Origin of the sequence: Streptomyces sp. NPDC127595 (assembly GCF_042671685.1) — a bacterium.
Classification (GTDB): Bacteria; Actinomycetota; Actinomycetes; order Streptomycetales; family Streptomycetaceae; genus Streptomyces.
The window spans coordinates 81,501-101,549 of sequence record NZ_JBHXWK010000001.1; the positions used below are offsets into that span (position 1 = coordinate 81,501).

19 protein-coding genes and 1 tRNA gene are annotated in these 20,049 nt (G+C 70.1%); 9 read left to right on the plus strand and 11 right to left on the minus strand.

Annotation, left to right across the window (positions count from 1 at the left end):
• The first annotated feature begins 34 nt into the window (after positions 1–34).
• The 3 genes from ACFVKT_RS00355 (at position 35) to ACFVKT_RS00365 (ending at position 1,017) form a co-directional block, all read left to right on the plus strand.
• Positions 35–119, plus strand: a tRNA-Leu gene (locus tag ACFVKT_RS00355).
• Positions 120–373: 254 nt separating this feature from the next.
• The gene (locus tag ACFVKT_RS00360; protein WP_385725978.1) at positions 374–850 is read left to right on the plus strand and encodes a hypothetical protein; all 477 of its coding nucleotides are present in this window, start codon (positions 374–376) and stop codon (positions 848–850) included.
• A 17-nt stretch (positions 851–867) separates the two neighbouring features.
• A complete protein-coding gene (locus ACFVKT_RS00365; protein ID WP_385725980.1) occupies positions 868–1,017 on the plus strand; it encodes a hypothetical protein in 150 nt (49 codons plus the stop codon).
• 132 nt (positions 1,018–1,149) lie between these two features.
• On the opposite strand, the gene ACFVKT_RS00370 is transcribed toward ACFVKT_RS00365, so the two are convergent.
• Genes ACFVKT_RS00370 through iolC form a run of 6 tightly spaced genes read right to left on the minus strand, consistent with a single transcriptional unit; the run spans position 1,150 to position 8,211 of the window.
• Positions 1,150–1,935: a GntR family transcriptional regulator gene (locus tag ACFVKT_RS00370; protein ID WP_385725982.1), complete on the minus strand. Its 786-nt coding sequence runs from the start codon at positions 1,933–1,935 to the stop codon at positions 1,150–1,152.
• A 32-nt stretch (positions 1,936–1,967) separates the two neighbouring features.
• Positions 1,968–3,461, minus strand: a complete 1,494-nt coding sequence (locus ACFVKT_RS00375; protein ID WP_385725984.1) for a CoA-acylating methylmalonate-semialdehyde dehydrogenase — start codon at positions 3,459–3,461, stop codon at positions 1,968–1,970.
• Positions 3,462–3,490: 29 nt separating this feature from the next.
• On the minus strand, positions 3,491–5,368 hold the full coding sequence (gene iolD / locus ACFVKT_RS00380; protein ID WP_385725986.1) for a 3D-(3,5/4)-trihydroxycyclohexane-1,2-dione acylhydrolase (decyclizing): 1,878 nt from the start codon (positions 5,366–5,368) through the stop codon (positions 3,491–3,493).
• A complete protein-coding gene (gene iolB / locus ACFVKT_RS00385; RefSeq protein ID WP_385725988.1) occupies positions 5,368–6,264 on the minus strand; it encodes a 5-deoxy-glucuronate isomerase in 897 nt (298 codons plus the stop codon). The genes iolD and iolB overlap by 1 nt, the downstream gene beginning before the upstream one ends.
• 14 nt (positions 6,265–6,278) lie before the next feature.
• Positions 6,279–7,157 carry a deoxyribose-phosphate aldolase gene (locus ACFVKT_RS00390; protein ID WP_385725990.1) on the minus strand — a complete coding sequence of 293 codons (879 nt, stop codon included), beginning with the start codon at positions 7,155–7,157 and terminating at the stop codon, positions 6,279–6,281.
• A gap of 49 nt (positions 7,158–7,206) precedes the next feature.
• Positions 7,207–8,211, minus strand: a complete 1,005-nt coding sequence (gene iolC / locus ACFVKT_RS00395) for a 5-dehydro-2-deoxygluconokinase (protein WP_385725992.1) — start codon at positions 8,209–8,211, stop codon at positions 7,207–7,209.
• Between the two features lie 295 nt (positions 8,212–8,506).
• Here iolC and ACFVKT_RS00400 point away from each other — a divergent pair, with 295 nt between their 5' ends.
• The 4 genes from ACFVKT_RS00400 to ACFVKT_RS00415 are packed head-to-tail and all read left to right on the plus strand — an operon-like array spanning position 8,507 to position 12,429.
• On the plus strand, positions 8,507–9,526 hold the full coding sequence (locus tag ACFVKT_RS00400; RefSeq protein WP_385725994.1) for a sugar ABC transporter substrate-binding protein: 1,020 nt from the start codon (positions 8,507–8,509) through the stop codon (positions 9,524–9,526).
• Positions 9,526–10,602 (plus strand): ABC transporter permease, encoded by a 1,077-nt coding sequence (locus ACFVKT_RS00405; protein ID WP_385725996.1) that lies wholly within the window; start codon positions 9,526–9,528, stop codon positions 10,600–10,602. Before ACFVKT_RS00400 ends, ACFVKT_RS00405 begins: the two co-directional genes overlap by 1 nt.
• Before the next feature lie 5 nt (positions 10,603–10,607).
• Positions 10,608–11,519, plus strand: coding sequence for an ATP-binding cassette domain-containing protein (locus tag ACFVKT_RS00410; RefSeq protein ID WP_385725998.1), 912 nt, complete (start codon positions 10,608–10,610; stop codon positions 11,517–11,519).
• Between the two features lies 1 nt (position 11,520).
• Positions 11,521–12,429, plus strand: a complete 909-nt coding sequence (locus ACFVKT_RS00415; protein WP_385726000.1) for a sugar phosphate isomerase/epimerase family protein — start codon at positions 11,521–11,523, stop codon at positions 12,427–12,429.
• A gap of 116 nt (positions 12,430–12,545) precedes the next feature.
• On the opposite strand, the gene ACFVKT_RS00420 is transcribed toward ACFVKT_RS00415, so the two are convergent.
• Genes ACFVKT_RS00420 through ACFVKT_RS00435 form a run of 4 tightly spaced genes read right to left on the minus strand, consistent with a single transcriptional unit; the run spans position 12,546 to position 16,587 of the window.
• Positions 12,546–13,568 carry a Gfo/Idh/MocA family protein gene (locus ACFVKT_RS00420; RefSeq protein ID WP_385726002.1) on the minus strand — a complete coding sequence of 341 codons (1,023 nt, stop codon included), beginning with the start codon at positions 13,566–13,568 and terminating at the stop codon, positions 12,546–12,548.
• On the minus strand, positions 13,565–14,569 hold the full coding sequence (locus tag ACFVKT_RS00425; protein WP_385726004.1) for a Gfo/Idh/MocA family oxidoreductase: 1,005 nt from the start codon (positions 14,567–14,569) through the stop codon (positions 13,565–13,567). Before ACFVKT_RS00425 ends, ACFVKT_RS00420 begins: the two co-directional genes overlap by 4 nt.
• Before the next feature lie 57 nt (positions 14,570–14,626).
• The gene (locus ACFVKT_RS00430; RefSeq protein WP_385726006.1) at positions 14,627–15,403 is read right to left on the minus strand and encodes an SDR family oxidoreductase; all 777 of its coding nucleotides are present in this window, start codon (positions 15,401–15,403) and stop codon (positions 14,627–14,629) included.
• An 8-nt stretch (positions 15,404–15,411) separates the two neighbouring features.
• A complete protein-coding gene (locus ACFVKT_RS00435; RefSeq protein WP_385726008.1) occupies positions 15,412–16,587 on the minus strand; it encodes a phytanoyl-CoA dioxygenase family protein in 1,176 nt (391 codons plus the stop codon).
• 107 nt (positions 16,588–16,694) lie between these two features.
• Between ACFVKT_RS00435 and ACFVKT_RS00440 the strand changes: the two genes are divergently transcribed.
• Positions 16,695–17,726, plus strand: a complete 1,032-nt coding sequence (locus tag ACFVKT_RS00440; RefSeq protein WP_385726010.1) for a LacI family DNA-binding transcriptional regulator — start codon at positions 16,695–16,697, stop codon at positions 17,724–17,726.
• Here ACFVKT_RS00440 and ACFVKT_RS00445 read toward each other — a convergent pair.
• Positions 17,707–18,867: a Gfo/Idh/MocA family protein gene (locus ACFVKT_RS00445; protein ID WP_385726012.1), complete on the minus strand. Its 1,161-nt coding sequence runs from the start codon at positions 18,865–18,867 to the stop codon at positions 17,707–17,709. The two genes, ACFVKT_RS00440 and ACFVKT_RS00445, sit on opposite strands and share 20 nt — an antisense overlap.
• Before the next feature lie 109 nt (positions 18,868–18,976).
• Here ACFVKT_RS00445 and ACFVKT_RS00450 point away from each other — a divergent pair, with 109 nt between their 5' ends.
• Positions 18,977–20,023: a LacI family DNA-binding transcriptional regulator gene (locus tag ACFVKT_RS00450; protein WP_385726014.1), complete on the plus strand. Its 1,047-nt coding sequence runs from the start codon at positions 18,977–18,979 to the stop codon at positions 20,021–20,023.
• Positions 20,024–20,049 lie beyond the last annotated feature (26 nt).

Below are 20,049 nucleotides of genomic sequence, written 5' to 3' on the forward strand. Positions count from 1 at the left end.
CGGGGAACACCCCCGTCCAGGTGGCAGACACCCAGTCCGGGTGGCGGAATGGCAGACGCGCTAGCTTGAGGTGCTAGTACCCTTTATCGGGTGTGGGGGTTCAAGTCCCCCCTCGGACACACTATTGGCCCCCTTCAGGCCCGTTTTGCGGGCAGGGCAAATTGACACCCGCCTCCGGCTTTTGGTCGGGCGCGGGTGTTTCGTTGTTCCTCCTTCTCTGTGGTTGTGCACGCGCGTGTGGCCCGTGGTGCCTGTCAGTCGATGGCGATCCTTTTCCCTCGTGGGGTGTCTGCGGTCAGGGTCCGGGTGGTCGGGTCGAAGGTCAGGGAGATCGATTCGGCGCGGAGGTATGCGACGGCAGTGACCGGTGACGGTGGCAGCCACTCCGCTGGCCGCTCAGGCATCGGAACCCGTTCCCGAGCCTTCGAAGAGCCAGCTCGCCGACGGTTATCTCCACGTCTACTACAACAGCAACCACTCGGGATGGTGCGACGACTGGTCGGGAGAAGCCCCGGACTGGGGCAGCTGCCGCAACCAAGTGAGCTCGCTCTGGAACAACGGTTACCCCGGCAACCTGGACGACATCTGGGTGTACTGGGGCCTGAACTACACAGGCGCACGCCGGGGCGTCTACAACGGCGTAGGACTCGGCGACCTACGCGAGTGGAAGTTCGACGCGAACACGGGCGCCGGTTCAGGGGAGTGGCTCAACGACAACATCTCCTCGCATCGATGGACGAACCTGCCCCGCATCGTCTCGGTCACTCAGTCCTCGAAGAGCTTCTGCAGCGGTGGATGGAACACCGGATCGCACAGGCGTTGGCGGAGGCTGACGCCTACCCCGCGCTGAGTGCCCTTCTGGGCGACGTGGCAGAGCGGCTCGCGGGCGACCGGGGACTGGCGGACGTCGTCCCCGAGAGCTCCGAGGAGCTCAACCGCAACATCATGACCGGCATCGAAGCCCTGCTGGGCGCCGCCAGGGAACAGGGCGGGATCGGCCCGGAGGTCACCATCTAGGACTTCCGGGTGCTCTTCGGCCGCTACACCCGGCAGCTCGGCGCCATGGAAATCCGCGATCCGGCCGTCCGGCGCCGCTACAGCCGGCTGATCCTCAGGGCAATCAGCACCTGAGCCGAGGCGAGTCCTACGTCAGTTTCTGACCAGCAACTGGAAGTCGAAGGTGTACCGGGACGCGCGGTAGATGTGCGTCCCGTACTCGACCGCACGGCCCGTGTCGTCGTACGCCGTCCGCTGCATGGTGAGCAGTGCCGCCCCCTCCTGCTCGTCGAGGCGGGCGGCCTCCTCGGCGGTGGCCGAGCGGGCGCCGATGGTCTGGCGGGCGCTGTGCAGGGTGATGCCCGCGGTGCGCATCATCCGGTACAGGCCGGTCGACTCCAGCCGGGCGGTGTCGAGTTCGAGCAGGTTCGCGGGCAGGTAGTTGCAGAGCAGGGCCATGGGCTGGCCGTGCGTGGCGCGCAGCCGCTCCAGGAGGGTGACCTCGCTGCCCTCCGCGACACCGAGGGCGGCCGCGACATCGGCGGTCGCGGGCACGCCCTCGTTGCGCACCACCTGGGTGGAGGGGCCCTGCCCGGCCGACTCCAGGTCGTCGTAGAGACTGCTGAGTTCCAGTGGCCGCTTGACCTGGCTGTGCACCACCTGCGTACCCACCCCGCGCCGGCGCACCAGCAGGCCCTTGTCGACGAGGGACTGGATCGCCTGGCGGACGGTGGGCCGGGACAGGCCCAGGCGCACGGAGAGGTCGACCTCGTTGCCCAGGAGGTTTCCCGGGGCAAGGGACCCGTGCTCGATCGCCGCCTCCAGTTGCTGGGCGAGCTGGTAGTACAAGGGCACCGGACTGCTGCGGTTCAGGGCGAAGTTCACGGCGTCGAGTGCGGGGGCGGTCACGGCACGGGAGCGGTCACGGGTCGCGGCCACGGCGGCTCCTCCTCTCGGATCGTCGGTGAGGGTCAGGAGTGGCTGGGGAAGCCGAGGTTGATCCCGGCGTCGGACGGGTCCGGCCAGCGCGTGGTGATCACCTTGCCCTGGGTGTAGAAGGCGACGCCGTCGTTGCCGTACACATGCAGGTCGCCGAAGAGGGAGTCCTTCCAGCCGCCGAAGGAGTGGTAGCCGACGGGCACCGGGATCGGCACGTTCACGCCGACCATGCCCGCCTTGACCTCCAGCTGGAAGCGGCGGGCGGCGCCGCCGTCGCGGGTGAAGATCGCGGTGCCGTTGCCCCAACGGGAGTCGTTGATCAGCTTGATGGCCTCGTCGTACGACTCCGCGCGGACGACGACGAGCACCGGGCCGAAGATCTCGTCGCGGTAGGCGTCCGCCGTCAGCGGCACCTTGTCCAGGAGGGAGACGCCGAGGAAGAAGCCGTCCTCGTGGCCGTCGACCGAGAAGCCGGTGCCGTCGACCACGACCTGTGCGCCCTGCTCGGCGGCCGAAGCGACGTACGAGGCGACCTTGTCGCGGTGCTCGCGGGTGATCAGCGGGCCCATCTCGGAGGCCGGGTCGTTGCCCGGGCCGATGCGCAGCTTTCCGGCGCGCTCGGCGATCTTGGCGACCAGCTCGTCACCGGTGCCGCCCACCGCGACCACGACCGACACCGCCATGCAGCGCTCGCCCGCCGAGCCGTAGGCCGCGTTGATCGCCTGGTCGGCGGCGAAGTCCAGGTCGGCGTCCGGCAGCACCAGCATGTGGTTCTTGGCGCCGCCCAGAGCCTGTACGCGCTTGCCGTGCTCAACTGCCTTGAGCTGGATGTACTTTGCGATCGGCGTCGAGCCGACGAAGGACACCGCCTCGATGTCCGGGTGCTCCAGGATGCGGTCGACGGCCACCTTGTCGCCCTGTACGACGTTCAGCACGCCGTCGGGCAGGCCCGCTTCGGAGGCCAGTTCGGCCAGCCGGAAGGAGGCCGACGGGTCCTTCTCGCTCGGCTTCAGCACGAAGGTGTTGCCGCATGCGATGGCGATCGGGAACATCCACATCGGCACCATGGCAGGGAAGTTGAACGGCGTGATACCCGCAACCACCCCCAGCGGCTGCCGGATTGAGGCCACATCCACGCGGGTCGACACCTGCGTGGACAGCTCGCCCTTGAGCTGCACGCTGATCCCGCAGGCCAGTTCGACGATCTCCATGCCACGCGCGACCTCGCCGAGCGCGTCCGAGTGCACCTTGCCGTGCTCTGCGGTGATCAGCTCGGCGATCTCGTCACGATGCGCGTCCAGCAGCTCGCGGTACTTGAACAGGATCGCCGTGCGCCTGGCGATCGAGGCCGTGCCCCAGCTCTCGAACGCGGCCCTCGCGGAGGCCACGGCGGCGTCCACGTCGTCCACGGTCGCGAAGGCGGCCTGCTTCTCCTGCGCGCCGGTGGCCGGGTTGTACACAGGTCCGAAACGGCCCGACGTGCCTTCGACGGGCTTGCCGTCGATCCAGTGGGTGATGGTCTTCATGGTGCAAGGGCCTTTCGGTGGAGGGAAGTTCAGAGGTGGCGGCGGCGGTCGCCGACCTGGCGGTCGTAGGCCGAGCGGGCGGTCGTCGCGGCCTCGCGGGACGACACCTCGGCCACCGGGACGTCCCACCAGGCCTCGGCCGGGGGAGCGTTCGACGTGGCGGTGTCCGTCTCGACGTACACACAGGTCGGCCGGTCGGAGGCGCGGGCCGTGGCGAGCGCCTCGCGCAGTTCGCGGACCGTCTTGGCGCGCAGCACGTCCATGCCGAGGCTGGCCGCGTTGGCGGCGAGGTCGACCGGGAGCGGGGCGCCGGTGAAGGTGCCGTCGGCGGCGCGGTAGCGGTAGGCGGTGCCGAGGCGTTCGCCGCCGACCGACTCGGAGAGGCCGCCGATGGAGGCGTAGCCGTGGTTCTGGATCAGCACCAGGTTGACGGGCAGGCGCTCCTGGACGGCGGTGACGATCTCGGTGGGCATCATCAGATAGGTGCCGTCGCCGACCAGCGACCAGACCGGCGTGCCGGGGGCGGCCTGCTGGACTCCGATGCCGGCCGGGATCTCGTAGCCCATGCAGGAGTAGCCGTACTCCAGGTGGTACTGGCGGGGGCTGCGCGCCCGCCACAGCTTGTGCAGGTCGCCGGGGAGCGAACCGGCCGCGTTGATCACCACGTCCTCGGCGCCCACGACCGCGTCGAGGGCGCCGAGCACCTGGGTCTGCGTCGGCACGGCGTTCTCGTCCTCGGCGCGGTAGGCCGCCTCGACCACCTGCTCCCAACGCCCTTTGCCGGTGCGGTACTCGGCCTCGTAGCCGGCGTCGACGCGATGGCCCCGGAGTTCTGAGGCAAGCGCCTCCAGACCGGCCCGCGCATCCGCGACCAGCGTCCGCGCCGCCAGCTTGTGCGCGTCGAACGCGGCGATGTTGAGATTGACGAAGCGGACGTCCGGGTTCTGGAAGAGGGTGCCGGAGGCCGTGGTGAAGTCGGTGTAGCGGGTGCCGACGCCGATGACGAGGTCGGCGGTGCGCGCGAGATCGTCGCTGACCGCTGTTCCGGTGTGGCCGATGCCGCCCAGGTCGGCGGGGTGGTCGTGGCGGAGTGAGCCCTTGCCCGCCTGGGTGGAGGCGACCGGGATGCCGGTGGCGTCCACCAGGGTCTTCAGCGCGTCCTCGGCGTGGCTGTGGTGGACTCCGCCGCCCGCGACGATCAGCGGGCGCTCGGCGGCCCGGATCGCAGCCACCGCCTCCGCCAGCTCGAACGGGTCGGGCGCGGGCCGCCGTACGCGCCAGACGCGCTCGGCGAAGAACTCCTCGGGCCAGTCGTGGGCCTCGGCCTGAACGTCCTGCGGCAGAGCGAGAGTTACGGCTCCGGTCTCGACCGGATCGGCGAGCACCCGCATGGCGTTCAGAGCGGACGGGATCAATGCCTCGGGGCGCGTGATCCGGTCGAAGTAGCGGGACACCGGGCGCAGCGTGTCGTTGACCGACAGATCCGCCTCGACCGGGTGCTCCAACTGCTGGAGGAGCGGGTCGGCGGCGCGCGTGGCGAAGTAGTCGCCAGGCAGGAGCAGGACCGGAAGGCGGTTGACCGTCGCCAGTGCGGCGCCCGTGACGAGGTTGGTGGCGCCCGGTCCGATGGAGGTGGTGACCGCCTGCGCGGACAGCCGGTCGAGGTGGCGGGCGTAGCCGACCGCCGCGTGCACCATGGCCTGCTCGTTGCGGCCCTGGTGGTATGGCATCGCCTCCTCGCCGACCTCCAGGAGCGCCTGCCCGATGCCGGCCACATTGCCGTGGCCGAAGATGCCCCAGGTACCGGCGATCAGCCGGTGCCGTACGCCGTCGCGCTCCGTGTACTGGACCGACAGGAAGCGCACCAGGGCCTGGGCGACGGTCAGGCGGCGGGTGGGGATGCTCATCAGGACTTCTCCGGTGCCGTGTAGAGGGGGAGGCGGGGGTCGACGGGCTGCTCGGGCCAAGTGCCGCGGACCCAGGCGTGATCGGGGTGGTCGCAGATCAGCCAGGCGCGGTCGTCCTCGGGACCCGCCATGACGTTGAGGTAGTACATGTGGTGGCCCGGCACCGCCATCGAGGGCCCGTGCCAGCCGTCGGGGATCAACACGACGTCTCCGCCGCGCACTTCGGCCAGCACGTCCGTGTTACGGCCCTGGCCGGACGGGGAGACGCGCTGGTAGCCGAGGCCGGGAGTGCCGTCGTGGTCGGCGAACTCGAAGTAGTAGATCTCCTCGAGCACCGACTCCTCGCCGGGGCGGTGCTCGTCGTGCTTGTGCGGCGGGAACGACGACCAGTTGCCGCCCGGCGTGATCACCTCGACCGCGATCAGCTTGTCGCACTCGAAAACTCCTGCCGCGCCGAAGTTGTTGACCTGACGGGAGCTGTTCCCGGTGCCGCGCAGCTCCACCGGTACCGCCGAGGCCGGTCCGTAACGGGCGGGCAGACGGCGGGTGCAGCGCGCGCCGGTGAGGGCGAAGCGTCCGCCGCCGGTCGACGAGATCGTCGTACGGGAATCGCGTGGGACGTAACCGAAGTCGCTGACGCCGGTGAACACGCTGTCGCGGCCGTGGAGTTGGAAGGTCTCGTGACCGAAGTCGTCGTCGGCGGCGACGGTGCAGGCGCCGCTCAGCGGCAGCACGATCCACTCGCTGTCGCCCGTGTCGAAGGTGTGCCCGCCGCCCGGCGGCAGCTCCAGGACGCGCAGGCTGGAGTAGCCCCAGACGGCGGACTCGGGGGTGACGTCCACGACGTAGGGGCCGCCCAGGGCCTTTCCGGCGGGAAGGTGAAACGCACTGGTCATCGTGTGCCTCCGGTTCACAACAGGCCCACGGCCGTGTCCACGGCCGTCTCCACGCTGCCCTCGGCGGGGTACAGCAGGGAGCGGCCGACGACCATGCCCTGGACGGTGGGCAGGCGCAGCGCCTTGCGCCAGCGTTCGTACGCGCCCTCCTGGTCGTCCCCGACCTCGCCGCCGAGGAGGACGGCGGGCAGGGTCGACGTCTCCAGGACCTCGGCCATGTCGTCCGGGTCGTGGGTGACGGGGAGTTTCAGCCAGGTGTAGGCGGAGGTGCCGCCGAGGCCCGAGGCGATGGCGATCGAGCGGATGACGGCCTCGGCGGACAGGTCGTTGCGGACCGCGCCGTCGATCCGGCGGGAGATGAACGGCTCGACGAACAGCGGGAGTCGAGCCGCCGCCATGTCGTCGATGGCGCGCGCGGTGGACTCCAGGGTGGTCAGCGAGCCCGCGTCGGCGTAGTCGATACGGAGCAGCAGCTTGCCCGCGTCGAAGCGGAGCCGGGCGATGTCCTGGGCGCGGTGGCCGGTGAACCGGTCGTCCATCTCGAAGCTGGCGCCGGAGAGGCCGCCGCGGTTCATCGAGCCCATCACGACCTTGCCGTCCAGAACCCCGAGCAGCAGCAGGTCCTCCAGGATGTCGGCGGTGGCCAGCACCCCGTCGACGCCCGGCCGGGACAGCGCGACGCACAGGCGCTCCAGGAGATCGGCCCGGTTGGCCATGGCGCCGCGCCGGCCGCCGACGCCGAGGGCGCCGCGCGCCGGATGGTCGGCGGCCACGATCATCAGCCGGCCGCTGTCACCGAGCAGCGGGCGGCGCACCCGCCGGGCGGCCGCCTCGGCGACGGCCTCCGGATGCCGGGCTCTGACCGTGACCAGGTCGGCGATGCTGATGCTCAAGAGAAGCTCCGTTCAGGGGTGGCTCGGTCGGCCGCGTACTCCACGGCGCTCAGCCGCTCACTCGGGTGCCTGCTTCGGCGATTGCTTCAGTAACTGCTTCGGCACTTACGAGGAGGGCCTCGACCTCGGACTCGGTCGGCATCGCGGAGGAGCAGGCGAGCCGGGAGGCGACCAGGGCGCCGGCCGCGTTGGCGTACCGCATGGTTGTCTCCAACTCCCAGCCGGACAGCAGCCCGTGGCAGAGAGAGCCGCCGAACGCGTCGCCCGCGCCGAGGCCGTTGAGCACCTCGACCGGGACCGGTGCCACTTCGGCGGTCGTGCCGTCGCGGTGCATGGCCAGGACGCCCTTGGGGCCTTGTTTGACGACGGCGAGTTCGACGCCCGCGTCAAGCAACGCCTGGGCGCAGGCGCGCGGTTCGCGGACGCCGGTGGCGATCTCGCACTCGTCGAGGTTGCCGACCGCGACCGTTGCGTGACGCAGCGCTTCGGCGTAGTACGGTCGGGCCTCCTCAGGGTCCCGCCAGAACATCGGCCGCCAGTCGAGGTCGAAGACCGTGATGCCCGCCCTGTGGCGCGCCTTGAGGGCGGCGAGCGTGGCGGAGCGGCTCGGTTCCTCGCTCAGGCCGGTGCCGGTGATCCAGAAGACCCGGGCCGCGCGGATAGCGAAGAAGTCCAGCTCGTCCGTGCGGATCTCCAGGTCGGGCGCCTTGGGCTGCCGGTAGAAGTACAGCGGGAAGTCGTCCGGCGGGAAGATCTCGCAGAAGGTGACCGGGGTCGGGTATTCGGCGACCGGTGTGACCCAGCGGTCGTCCACGCCGAACTCCCTGAGCGCTTCGTGCAGATAGACGCCGAAGGGGTCGTCGCCGGTGCGGGTGATCACCGCGGTCCCGCGTCCGAGCCGGGCTGCCGCAACCGCTACGTTGGTGGCCGAACCGCCGAGGAATTTTCCGAAGGTCTCCACCCGCTCCAAAGGCACGCCTGTCTGTAGAGGGTAGAGATCCACTCCGATCCGGCCCATAGTGATCAGATCGAAGGACTGGGCTGACTCGGCCATGCGCGACGCTCCTCGATCTGCAGGGGGAGGGGGCGGGTCCCAGAGGGGGCCTGCCGCCTACCAGGTGTAGGTCGCGGAGGGGGACGCTGTCAATAGTTTGTACTTACATTCGGACCTGCTTGTGAAATGATGTCTTAACAAAGTATTGACAGCGGACGCCCCCAGGGATTGGATTCCGTCCCAACGAGACAGCCGCTTTTCGTGACGTAAGACCCGGATCTCCGCAGATCCGAGCCCCGGGATCCTTTGTGATCTCTGCTCCCTTTCCACCGCAGCACAGTGAGGTGCAGGAAAGATGGACCGCTCTTCTCAGACCCGCTTCCGCAGAATGGCCCCCTTCGTAGCCGTGGCCGCGGCAGCGGCCCTGACCCTCGCTGGTTGCTCCAGCAGTTCGGGCGGCAAGAAGTCCGAGGAGAGCGCCGACGGTGCCTCCGCGGGTCAGGCCACCACTCCGCGTATGACGGTCGCCCTGGTCACCCACCAGGCGCCCGGCGACACGTTCTGGGACATCGTCCGCAAGGGCGCCGAGGCCGCCGCCGCCAAGGACAACATCAAGCTCATCTACTCGGCCGACCCGAACGCGGGCAATCAGGCCAGCCTGGTCCAGAACGCCATCGACCAGAAGGTCGACGGCATCGCGATCACCCTCGCCAAGCCCGACGCCATGAAGGACGTCCTGGGCAAGGCGAAGTCCGCGAACATACCCGTGGTCGGCCTCAACTCCGGTGTCAGCGACTGGAAGAGCCTCGGCCTGCTGGAGTTCTTCGGCCAGGACGAGACCGTGGCCGGCGAGGCGCTCGGCAGCAAGCTGAACTCGGAAGGCGCCAAGAAGGTCGTCTGTGTCATCCAGGAGCAGGGCAACATCGGTCTGACCCAGCGCTGCGACGGTGTGAAGAAGACCTTCAGCGGAACCACCGAGACGCTGAACGTCAACGGCACCGACATGCCGTCCGTGAAGTCGACGATCACCGCCAAGCTCACGCAGGACAAGGCCATCGACTATGTCGTCACGCTGGGCGCCCCGTTCGCGCTGACCGCCGTGCAGTCGGTGTCCGACGCCGGCAGCCAGGCGAAGATCGCCACCTTCGACCTCAACAAGGACCTGACGAGCGCCATCAGCGCGGGCACCATCCAGTTCGCCGTGGACCAGCAGCCCTACCTCCAGGGCTACTTGGCGGTCGACTCGCTGTGGCTCTACAAGAACAACGGCAACTACAGCGGTGGCGGTGAGCAGCCCGTGCTGACCGGCCCCGCCTTCGTCGACAAGACCAACGTCGAGAGCGTCGCCAAGTTCGCCGCCAACGGGACCCGGTGATGAGCATGACCCAGCATGCCGAGCCGGCGGTGAACACACCGCCGGCCTCCGGCCCCAAGCAGAGCGACGGCCGGACCGCGCAACGCCCCCTGGCGCTCAGGCTGTTGGCCCGTCCCGAGGTCGGCGTCTTCCTGGGCGCCGCCGCGGTCTACGTGTTCTTCCTGATCTCGGCGCCACCGGTGCGCGAGGCCAGTTCGATGGCGAACGTCCTGTACCAGTCGTCGACGATCGGCATCATGGCGCTGCCGGTGGCCCTGCTGATGATCGGCGGGGAGTTCGACCTGTCGGCCGGCGTCGCGGTCATCACCTCCGCGCTCACCGCCAGCATGCTCAGCTACCAACTGACCATGAACGTATGGGTCGGTGTGATCGCCGCGCTGGTCGTGTCACTGGGGATCGGCTTCCTCAACGGCTGGCTGGTGGTCAAGACCGGACTGCCCAGCTTCCTGATCACCCTGGGCAGCTTCCTGATCCTCCAGGGCGTCAACCTGGCGGTCACCAAGCTGGTCACCGGCAATGTGGCGACCGACGACATCAGTACCATGGACGGCTTCGACCAGGCCAAGAAGGTCTTCGCGTCGAGCTTCGACATCGGTGGCGTGCAGGTGAAGATCACGATCTTCTGGTGGCTGCTCTTCGCGGCCATCGCCACCTGGGTGCTGCTGCGCACCAAGTACGGCAACTGGATCTTCGCCGTCGGCGGCAACAAGGAGTCGGCGCGAGCCGTCGGTGTTCCGGTGGCCTTCACCAAGATCTCGCTGTTCATGCTGGTCGGCTTCGGAGCCTGGTTCATCGGCATGCACCAGCTCTTCTCCTTCAACACCGTGCAGTCGGGAGAGGGAGTCGGCCAGGAGCTGATCTACATCTCCGCGGCCGTGATCGGCGGCTGTCTGCTGACCGGCGGCGCGGGCTCCGCGATCGGCCCGGTCTTCGGCGCGTTCATGTTCGGCATGGTGCAGCAGGGCATTGTGTACGCCGGCTGGAACCCCGACTGGTTCAAGGCGTTCCTCGGCGTGATGCTGCTCGGCGCCGTCCTGATCAATCTGTGGGTCCAGCGCACAGCGACCCGGAGGTGACCCCTATGACGAACAACGCACCCGGCACCCACGGCGCCATCCTCAAGGACACCGTGCCCCAGGGCGAAGCCTCCCTCGTGGAGCTGCGCAACGCCGGCAAGTCCTATGGCAACATCCGCGCCCTGCACGGAGTGGACCTCACCGTCCGCCCCAGCCAGGTCACCTGCGTCCTCGGCGACAACGGCGCCGGCAAGTCCACCCTGATCAAAATCATTTCCGGGCTGCACCAGCACAGCGAGGGCGAGTTCCTCGTCGACGGCGAACCGGTGCACTTCACCACCCCGCGCCAGGCCCTCGACCGCGGCATCGCCACCGTCTACCAGGACCTGGCCACCGTCCCGTTGATGCCGGTGTGGCGGAACTTCTTCCTCGGCTCCGAGATGACCAAGGGCCCCTGGCCGGTCCGCCGCCTCGACATCGAGAGGATGAAGAAGACCGCGGACGAGGAACTCCGCAACATGGGCATCGTCCTGGACAACCTGGAACAGCCCATCGGCACCCTCTCCGGCGGCCAGCGCCAGTGCGTCGCCATCGCCCGCGCCGTCTACTTCGGCGCCCGCGTGCTGATCCTGGACGAGCCGACGGCCGCCCTCGGCGTCAAGCAGTCCGGTGTCGTGCTGAAGTACATCGCCGCCGCCCGCGACCGCGGTCTCGGCGTCATCTTCATCACCCACAACCCGCACCACGCCTACATGGTCGGCGACCACTTCAGCGTGCTGCGCCTGGGCACCCTCGAACTCAGCGCGGAGCGCGACCGGATCACCCTCGACGAACTGACCAACCACATGGCGGGCGGCACCGAACTCGTGGCCCTCAAGAACGAGTTGGCCCAGGTCCGCGGTGTCGATGTGAAGGGGCTCCCCGAGGAGAGGGACCTCAAGGCCTCGGTGACCGCTTCTCCCGAAGGGACCTCCTGACATGCCCGACCGTCCCTTCCTTGACCGCATCCGGGTCGGCTCCGCCCCCGATTCCTGGGGCGTCTGGTTCCCCGACGACCCCCAACAGGTGCCGTGGCAGCGCTTCCTGGACGAGGTCGCCGAGGCCGGCTACTCCTGGATCGAGCTGGGCCCGTACGGCTATCTGCCGAGCGACCCGGCCCGGCTCGCCGACGAGATCGCCCGGCGCGAGCTGAAGGTCTCCGCGGGCACGGTCTTCACCGGCATGCACCGCGGCCCCGCCGTCTGGGACTCCACCTGGGAGCACGTCAGCCAAGTGGCCGCGCTCACCCAGGCGATGGGCGCCGAGCACCTCGTCGTCATCCCCTCCTTCTGGCGGGACGACAAGACCGCCGAGGTCCTGGAGCCGCCGGAGCTGACGGGCGCCCAGTGGGCCCACCTCACCAAGGGCATGGAACGTCTGGGGCACGAGGTCAAGGAGACGTACGGCCTCGACATCGTCGTGCATCCGCACGCCGACACCCACATCGACACCGAGGACCACGTCGAGCGCTTCCTCGACTCGACCGACTCCGAACTGGTCAACCTCTGCCTGGACACCGGGCACTACGCCTACTGCGGCGGCGACAGCGTCAAGCTGATCGAGACCTACGGCGAACGCATCGGCTATCTCCACCTCAAGCAGGTCGACCCGGAGATCCTTGCGGACGTACGGGCGAACGAGGTGCCGTTCGGACCGGCCGTGGCGCGCGGAGTGATGTGCGAACCGCCGTCCGGGGTACCGGAGCTGGAGCCGGTGCTGGTCGCGGCGCAGCGCCTTGGCGTGGAGCTGTTCGCGATCGTCGAGCAGGACATGTACCCGTGTGAACCGGACAAGCCGTTCCCCATCGCGGAGCGCACCCGCAAGTTCCTGCGTTCCTGCGGCGCCTGACGACTCGTGAATTTCCTGCGCTCCTCCTGCGGCGCCTGACGACTCGTAAGTTCCTGCCCTCCTGCGGCGTCTGACGACTCGTAAGACGCCTGACGGCGGCTGGATCGCAGCCGCCGTCAGCCTGGGAGGGAGGTGCGCGGCCGGGGCTCGAATCCGGCCGCGCGGTAGCACGCGTCGATCAGCGTCATCGTCGCCACCGCGTCGTCCGGGCCCAGCGGCAGGGGAGCGCGGCTACGCAACCGGGCGGCGAACGCCTCCAGTTGATAGGTGTACGAGGACCGCGTGCCGAGCCGCTCGGTGCGCTCGCCGTCCGTCGTACGGACCACGACCCGGTCGTCCCGGTGCGGCAGCACGAAGTTCGGCGCGGTCGCCTCGCCCCGGCTGCCGACGATCCGGCAGCTCATCTCCAGTTCGCCGTACGCCATGTGACAGCGGGCGGAGCCCGTGGCGCCGTTCGGGAACGCCAGCTCGGCGTCCAGCCACTCGTCGACGCCCGGCGCACCGGCACGTTCGCCGCCACGGGCCGAGACCAGCCGCGGTGCGCCGCCCGCCCAGGGGGCCAGCATCCGCAGCGCGTGCAGGCTGTAGCAGCCGAGGTCCATCACGGCGCCGCCGGCCAGCTCAAGCGACCAGCGCGGGTCGGCGTCCGGCGGCGCGGGGATCGCGACGAGCGTCTCGACGTGCCGCAGTTCGCCCAGTTCACCGGAGGCCAGCAGCTCATGCAGGCGCCGCGTGACGGGGTGGAAGAGGTAGTGGAAGGCCTCCATGAAGACGGTCCCGGCCTTGGCCGCCGCCTCCCGCACCTCGGCGGCCTCCTCGGCGTTGCTCGCCGAGGGCTTCTCCGACAGGACATGCTTGCCGGCCGCGAGCGCGGCGAGGTTCCACGGTCCGTGCAGGCCGTTGGCGAGCGGGTTGTAGATGACCTCCACCTCCGGATCGGCGAGCAGGTCGGCGTACGAGTCCGCCACCCGCTCGACGCCGTGCGCGGCGGCGTACGCCTGCGCATGGGACCGGTCGCGCGCGGCCACCGCGACGAGGCGGTGGCCGGTCGATCGGGCCGGGACGACGAGGGAGTTCTCGGTGATCCGAGCCGCTCCCAGCACTCCGATGCGCAGTGGCTCCCGGCCCGGTTCGCTCATGCTTCCCGTACCTCCTGGATCGTGACGGGGCGGTGCTCGTGCAGGGACAGTGTGCACGCGTCGGCGATCCAGCCGGCCTCCAACGCGTCGGCGACCGTGCACGGGGAGGGCCGGGTGCCGGACACGACGTCGGTGAACGCGGTGAGTTCGGCCCGGTAGGCGGCCCCGAAGCGGTCCATGAAGAAGTCGTACGGGATGCCCGCCGGGAAGGTCACGCCGGGCTCGGCCGAGCGCAGCGGGAGCCTGTCCTCCAGCCCCACGGCGATGGTGTCCTTGAAGCCGTGGATCTCCATGCGGACGTCGTGACCGCGGCCGTTGTGGCGGGAGTTGGAGACCACCGCGATGGTGCCGTCGTCCAGGGTGAGGATCGCGCCGGTGGTGTCGGCGTCGCCCGCCTCCTTGATGTACTCGGCGCCCCGGTTGCCGCCCACCGCGTACACCTCGGTCACCTCGCGGCCGGTCACCCAGCGGATGATGTCGAAGTCGTGGACGCTGCAGTCGCGGAAAATGCCTCCGGAGGCGGCGACGTACGCGGCGGGCGGGGGCGCCGGGTCCAGCGTGGTCGACCGTACGGTGTGCAGCTTGCCCAGTTCGCCGGAGTGCACGGCGGCGCGCGCGGCGACGAAACCGGCGTCGAAGCGGCGGTTGTAGCCGATCTGGATCGGCACGTCGCTGCCCTGGACGGCCTTGAGGACCTCGACGCCCTCGCGCATGGTCCTGGCGACGGGCTTCTCGCAGAAGACGGGGATGCCCGCCTCGACGGCGGCGAGGATCAGGCCCGGATGGGCGTCGGTCGCCGCGGCGATCACGACACCGTCGACCCCGGCGGCCAGCACCGCCTCGGGGGAGTCCGCGACCTCGGCACCGAACCGCTCGGCGGCCTTCTTCGCGGCCTCCGCGAACGGGTCGGCCACCACGAGGGACTCGACCGCGCCGAGTCCGGAGAGGGTCTCGGCGTGGAAGGCGCCGATGCGGCCGAGGCCGAGGATTCCGATACGCATGGGTTCTTGCTCCTTGGGAGGTGCGGGTTCTTACAAGGGGTCAGTCGAGCAAGGGGCTCAGTCGAGTCCGCCGAGGACGTTCTGGTCCCAGTCGATGACCGAACCGGTGACCACCCCGGACCGGTCTGACAGCAGGAACACCACGAAGTCGGCGATCTCGTCGGGCCGGCCGAGCTTGCCCATCGGGACGCGTTCGGCGGCCTTTTCGAGCCAGTCGTCACCGGCGCCGTGGAAGGCCCGCTGGGTCGCGTCCTCGCCCTCGGTCGCGGTCCAGCCGATGTTCAGCCCGTTGATCCGGACCCGGTCGAAGCGGTGTGCGTGCGCGGCGTTGCGGGTCAGGCCGATCAGCCCGGCCTTCGCGGCGACGTACGGCGCCAGGAAGGGCTGCCCGCCGTGCGCCGAGGACGTGATGATGTTGACGACCGTGCCGGGTGCCTTGCGCGCCACCATGTCCGCGACCACCGCCTGCATCGCGAAGAACGGCGCCTTCAGGTTGATCGCGATGTGCTGGTCGAACAGCTCGGGCGTGGTGTCGAGCAGCGTGCCGCGCGAGGTGAGCCCGGCGGAGTTGACCAGGCAGTCAACCCGGCCGTGCGCGGCGATCACCTCGGCCGCGGACGCCTTCGCCTGCCCGGCGTCCGCCAGGTCCGCGCATACGAACATCGCCTTGCCGCCCGCCTCGGTCAGCTCGGCCACCAGGGCCTCACCGGGCTCGGGGCGGCGACCGGTGACGGCCACCACCGCGCCCTCGCGCACCGCGGCCCGGGCGATCGCGGCGCCCACGCCCTGACTGCCGCCGTTGACGAGGACGACCTTGTCGTCGAGAAGTCCCATGGTGATCCTCAGCTCTCGCGTCGCTCGGTACCGGCCCGCAGCTCCTCGCGGAGCGCCTCCGGGGTCCATCCCTCGCGCACGGCACGGCGTACGACGTCCGCCTGCGAGGGCGGGGCAAGGCCGTCCACAGGCGGGTCGCTGTCGAGGTTGGTGGGGAAGGGGTAGCCCTCCGCGCAGGCCGCGATCACCGTGTCCAGCCACTCCTCGCCCGCGCCCTCGGACCTGCGCCTCAGCAGTGCGGGAAAGACCGCGTTGGTCACCGCCTCGCGGTCCACCGTCTCCATCGCCCGCCCGAACGCGGAGGACACCTGGAGCAGGTTGGCCATGCGCCGGACGTCCGCCGTGCGGTTGGTGCCCGCCGCGTGGAAGAGCGCGGGATTGAAGAAGGCGGCATCGCCCTTGGCGAGAGGGAGTTGGATGTGGTGGGCCTCGAAGTAGGCCTGGAAGTCCGGGAGTCGCCACGCCAGATAGCCCGGCTCGTACTTCTGGGAGTGCGGCAGGTACATCGTGGGGCCCGACTCGACCGGCATGTCGCAGTGCGCGACGGCCCCTTGGAGCGTGAGCACGGGGGAGAGGCGGTGCACGTGCGCCGGGTAGGAGGCGGCGACCTCGTTCGTGAGGAAGCCGAGGTGGTAGTCGCGGTGCACGGTCTGCGCGGCGCCGCCCGGGTGGACCACGTTGACCTGCGAGGTGACCTGGTAGCCGGGGCCGAGCCAGGCGGTGGACACCAGGGCCAGGATGTCGTTCGCGTAGTAGTCGGCGAACGCCTCCGGGTCGTAGAGCGCGGCCTTCTCCAGGGCGTTCCACACCCGGTCGTTGGCCCCCGGCTTGGCGAAGTGGTCCCCGGCGCCCGCGCCCGAGGCGCGCTGCTCGGCGATCAGGGCGTCGAACACGGCGGTCGTACGGTCGACGACCGAGGTGTCCGGGAAGGCGCCCTGGAGGACGACGACTCCGGGCCCCTCGGCGAAGGCCCGGACGAGTTCGGCCTGGACCTCGCGGCGCTCGCCGGCCGCCACGGACTTGCGCAGCCGGTCGCTGTCGTAGACGAGGACGTTGCGTTCCACGGAGGAGGCGTACGGGAACGCGGAGAGGTCGGTCGGCCGCTCGACCAGCGCGCGGAAGGAATCGAGGTCGCAGTCCTGCTCGGAGAGCCAGGCGCGGCGTTCTGCGGAAGTGAAGGACATCGTCGTCCCCTCGGGTCATGGACCGGTGCGGCTCTGTCATTCTTGTCATGACAAACCCTTCGAACAACCAGCAGCAAGCCATCAAAAACCCCTCAGGGAGCCGTCGCATGGGCCACCCCTTCCCGATCCGGGAAATCGCACGTCAGGCGGGTCTGAGCGAGGCCACCGTGGACCGCGTCCTGAACGGCCGGGGCGGGGTGCGGGACAGCACCGTGCGTGAGGTGCGGCTGGCCATCGCCGATCTGGACCGGCAGCGCACCCAGGTCCGGCTGGTCGGCCGTACGTTCATGATCGACATCGTGATGCAGACACCGGAGCGGTTCTCCACCGCCGTACGGGCCGCCCTGGAGGCCGAGCTGCCCGACCTGCACCCGGCGGTCGTGCGTTCACGCTTCCACTTCCGCGAGACCGGGCCGGTGGAGGAGCTGGTCAGGACGCTCGACCGAATCGCGCGACGCGGCTCGCAGGGCGTGATCCTCAAGGCCCCGGACGTGCCGGAGGTGACCGCCGCCGTCGGCCGGCTCGTCGCCACCGGCATCCCCGTCGTCACCCTGGTCACCGACCTGCCCACGAGCGCCCGGCTCGGCTACGTCGGCATCGACAACCGGGCGGCGGGCGCGACGGCCGCCTACCTCATGGGCCAGTGGCTCGGCGACCGGCCCGGCAATGTACTGACCAGCCTCAGCAGCGGCTTCTTCCGCAACGAGGAGGAGCGCGAGATGGGCTTCCGGGGCGCGATGCGCGCCCGGCACCCGGAGCGGACCCTCGTCGAGATCGCCGAGGGGCAGGGCCTGGACGCCACCGAGTACGACCTCGTCCGGGCCGCGCTCAAGCGCGACCCGGACATCCGGGCGGTCTACTCGATCGGCGGCGGCAACATCGCGACCCTGCGCGCCTTCGCGGACCTCGGCCGTGAGTGTGCCGTGTTCATCGCCCACGACCTCGACCACGACAACACCCGGCTGCTGCGCGAACACCGCCTGTCCGCCGTGCTCCACCACGATCTGCGCCAGGACATGCGCGAGGCCTGCCGCCTCGTCATGCGGGCCCACGACGCCCTGCCGCCCGCCGGTCCGACACCCCCGTCCGCGATCCAGGTCGTCACGCCCTACAACATGCCTACGACGCCCCCACGATGACCCACGAGCTGCTGTCCGCCGACCGCGCCATGGCATCGAGTACGTCCGCACTGCGCACGGCGTCCTGGAGCGTGGCACCGTGCGGTTTCCCCTCGGCGACGGAACGCAGGAAGCGGTACGCCTCGATCACCTTCAGGTCGTCGTAGCCCATGGCATTGGCCGCGCCCGGCTGGAAGGCGCCGAACTCCCCGTCGCCCGGCCCGACATACACCGTGCTGACGGGCTGGTCCTGGTACGCCGTACCGCGGCTGACGCCCAGCTCGTTCATCCTGCGGAAGTCCCAGAACACCGCGCCCTTGGTGCCGTGCACCTCGAAGCCGTAGTTGTTCTGCTCGCCGACCGAGACCCGGCAGGCCTCCAGGACACCGCGGGCGCCGGAGGCGAAGCGCAGCAGGCAGTTGACGTAATCCTCGTTCTCGACGGGGCCCAACTCGCCGTCGGCGGAACGGGTATGGCCGGTGGTCGAGCCGGTCGGGCGGGCACGCTCGGGCACGAAGATCGCCGTGTCGGCGGTGAGCGAGGTGATCTCGCCGAGCAGATGGCGGGCCAGATCCGCGCCGTGCGAGGCCAGGTCGCCCAGCACCCCGCTGCCGCCGCGTTCCCGCTCGTACCGCCAAGTCAGCGCGCCCTCGGGATGCGCCGCGTAGTCGCTGAACAGGCGGACGCGGACATGGGTGACCGTACCGAGCTCACCGGAGGCGATCAGCTCGCGGGCGGCTTCCACGGCGGGTGCGTTGCGGTAGTTGAAACCGACCGTCCCCTGCACACCGGCCTTCGCGACCGCGTCGGCGACCGCCCGGGCGTCCGCCGCGGTGAGGCCCACCGGCTTCTCGATCCAGATGTGCTTGCCGGCCTCCGCCATCGCGACGCCGATCTCGCGGTGCAGGAAGTTCGGCGCGGTGATACTCACCGCCCGGACGCGCGGATCGGCGGCCACCTCACGCCAGTCGCGGACCGCGCCGGCGAACCCGAACTGCGCGGCGGCTTCCTCGGCCCGGCCCGGCACGTCCTCGGCGACCGTCACCAGCTCCGGGCGCAGGGCCAACCGCGGGTAGTGGTGGCGGACCCGGGCGTACGCCTGGGTGTGCACCCGGCCCATCCAGCCGAATCCGACGACGGCGACACCGAGCGCATCCACCATGACAGCCCCTCTTTGGACCGGTCCATATTCTGTCCAGGCCACCCTGGGCAGGGTTCTGCCTGCTGTCAACCCTTTGACAGGCGAGAGTGGTGCGTGGAACGGTCCAGGTATGAGACCGCCGACGAGTCCGGACAGGGGATCCGAGAGTCCGGACACGCGACCGCCCACGATCCGCGACGTCGCCGACCACGCCGGTGTCTCCAAGTCGCTGGTCTCCCTGGTGCTGCGCGGATCCGACCAGGTGCGCCCCGAGAAGCGCGAGGCTGTGCTGCGGGCCGTACGGGACCTCGGCTACCGGCCGAACGCCGCAGCGCGCAGCCTCAGCGAACAGCGCACCCGAACCGTCGGCGTCCTTCTGAACGACCTGCGCAACCCGTGGTTCGTAGACCTCCTGGACGGCCTCAACCCGCTGCTGCACGACAACGGCCTGCACATGCTCCTGGCGGACGCCCGCCTCAACCGCCGCACCGGCCAGGACTTGGCCGGCCCCTTCCTGGACCTCGGGGTCGACGGTCTCGTCGTGGTCGGCACCCTGCCGGACCCGGCCGCACTCGGCGCGGTCGCCCGGCGCATCCCGGTCGTCGTCGCGGGCGCCCGCGAGCCGGTACCGCCCGGCGTCGACCTGGTGGCCGGCGACGACGAGCGGGGCGCTCGGCTGATCACCGAGCACCTCATCGGCCTCGGCCATCGCCGGATCGCGCACATCGCGGGCTACGGCGCCGTCGGCGAGCTCCGCCGAGCGAGCTTCGAGGCGACGATGCGGGCGCACGGGCTCGCCGACGGCGCGCTCGTCGAGCCCAGCGACATGACCGAGGAGGGCGGCTACCGCAGCACGGTGCGGTTGCTCAGCGGACCGCGGCGGCCCACCGCCATCCTCGCCGTCAACGACATCGCCTCGGTCGGCGCGCTGTCGGCCGCCGAGGAACTCGGCCTGAGCGTCCCCCGCGACCTCTCCGTCACCGGCTACGACAACACGAGCATCGCCCGGCTGCGCCATGTCTGGCTCACCACCGTCGACAACGCCGGCCACGAGGTCGGCCGCCGCGCGGCGCGCTTCCTCCTCGACCGCTTCGACACGCCCGGTGCTCCGGGCCGCGTCCATCTCGCTGCGCCCGCACTGGAGATCAGGGGGACGACGGGCGCCGTCGGCGGCTGAGATGGCGGACCGCGGGTCGGCGTGAT

What these genes read in the sequence shown, in the direction of transcription:
- ACFVKT_RS00375 (WP_385725984.1), bottom strand. Translation starts at nt 3,461, where the DNA reads ATGAAGACCATCACCCACTGGATCGACGGCAAGCCCGTCGAAGGCACG.
- iolD (WP_385725986.1), bottom strand. Translation starts at nt 5,368, where the DNA reads ATGAGCATCCCCACCCGCCGCCTGACCGTCGCCCAGGCCCTGGTGCGC.
- iolB (WP_385725988.1), bottom strand. Translation starts at nt 6,264, where the DNA reads ATGACCAGTGCGTTTCACCTTCCCGCCGGAAAGGCCCTGGGCGGCCCC.
- iolC (WP_385725992.1), bottom strand. Translation starts at nt 8,211, where the DNA reads ATGGCCGAGTCAGCCCAGTCCTTCGATCTGATCACTATGGGCCGGATC.
- ACFVKT_RS00400 (WP_385725994.1), top strand. Translation starts at nt 8,507, where the DNA reads ATGGACCGCTCTTCTCAGACCCGCTTCCGCAGAATGGCCCCCTTCGTA.
- ACFVKT_RS00405 (WP_385725996.1), top strand. Translation starts at nt 9,526, where the DNA reads ATGAGCATGACCCAGCATGCCGAGCCGGCGGTGAACACACCGCCGGCC.
- ACFVKT_RS00410 (WP_385725998.1), top strand. Translation starts at nt 10,608, where the DNA reads ATGACGAACAACGCACCCGGCACCCACGGCGCCATCCTCAAGGACACC.
- ACFVKT_RS00415 (WP_385726000.1), top strand. Translation starts at nt 11,521, where the DNA reads ATGCCCGACCGTCCCTTCCTTGACCGCATCCGGGTCGGCTCCGCCCCC.
- ACFVKT_RS00420 (WP_385726002.1), bottom strand. Translation starts at nt 13,568, where the DNA reads ATGAGCGAACCGGGCCGGGAGCCACTGCGCATCGGAGTGCTGGGAGCG.
- ACFVKT_RS00425 (WP_385726004.1), bottom strand. Translation starts at nt 14,569, where the DNA reads ATGCGTATCGGAATCCTCGGCCTCGGCCGCATCGGCGCCTTCCACGCC.
- ACFVKT_RS00430 (WP_385726006.1), bottom strand. Translation starts at nt 15,403, where the DNA reads ATGGGACTTCTCGACGACAAGGTCGTCCTCGTCAACGGCGGCAGTCAG.
- ACFVKT_RS00435 (WP_385726008.1), bottom strand. Translation starts at nt 16,587, where the DNA reads ATGTCCTTCACTTCCGCAGAACGCCGCGCCTGGCTCTCCGAGCAGGAC.
- ACFVKT_RS00440 (WP_385726010.1), top strand. Translation starts at nt 16,695, where the DNA reads ATGGGCCACCCCTTCCCGATCCGGGAAATCGCACGTCAGGCGGGTCTG.
- ACFVKT_RS00445 (WP_385726012.1), bottom strand. Translation starts at nt 18,867, where the DNA reads ATGGTGGATGCGCTCGGTGTCGCCGTCGTCGGATTCGGCTGGATGGGC.
- ACFVKT_RS00450 (WP_385726014.1), top strand. Translation starts at nt 18,977, where the DNA reads ATGAGACCGCCGACGAGTCCGGACAGGGGATCCGAGAGTCCGGACACG.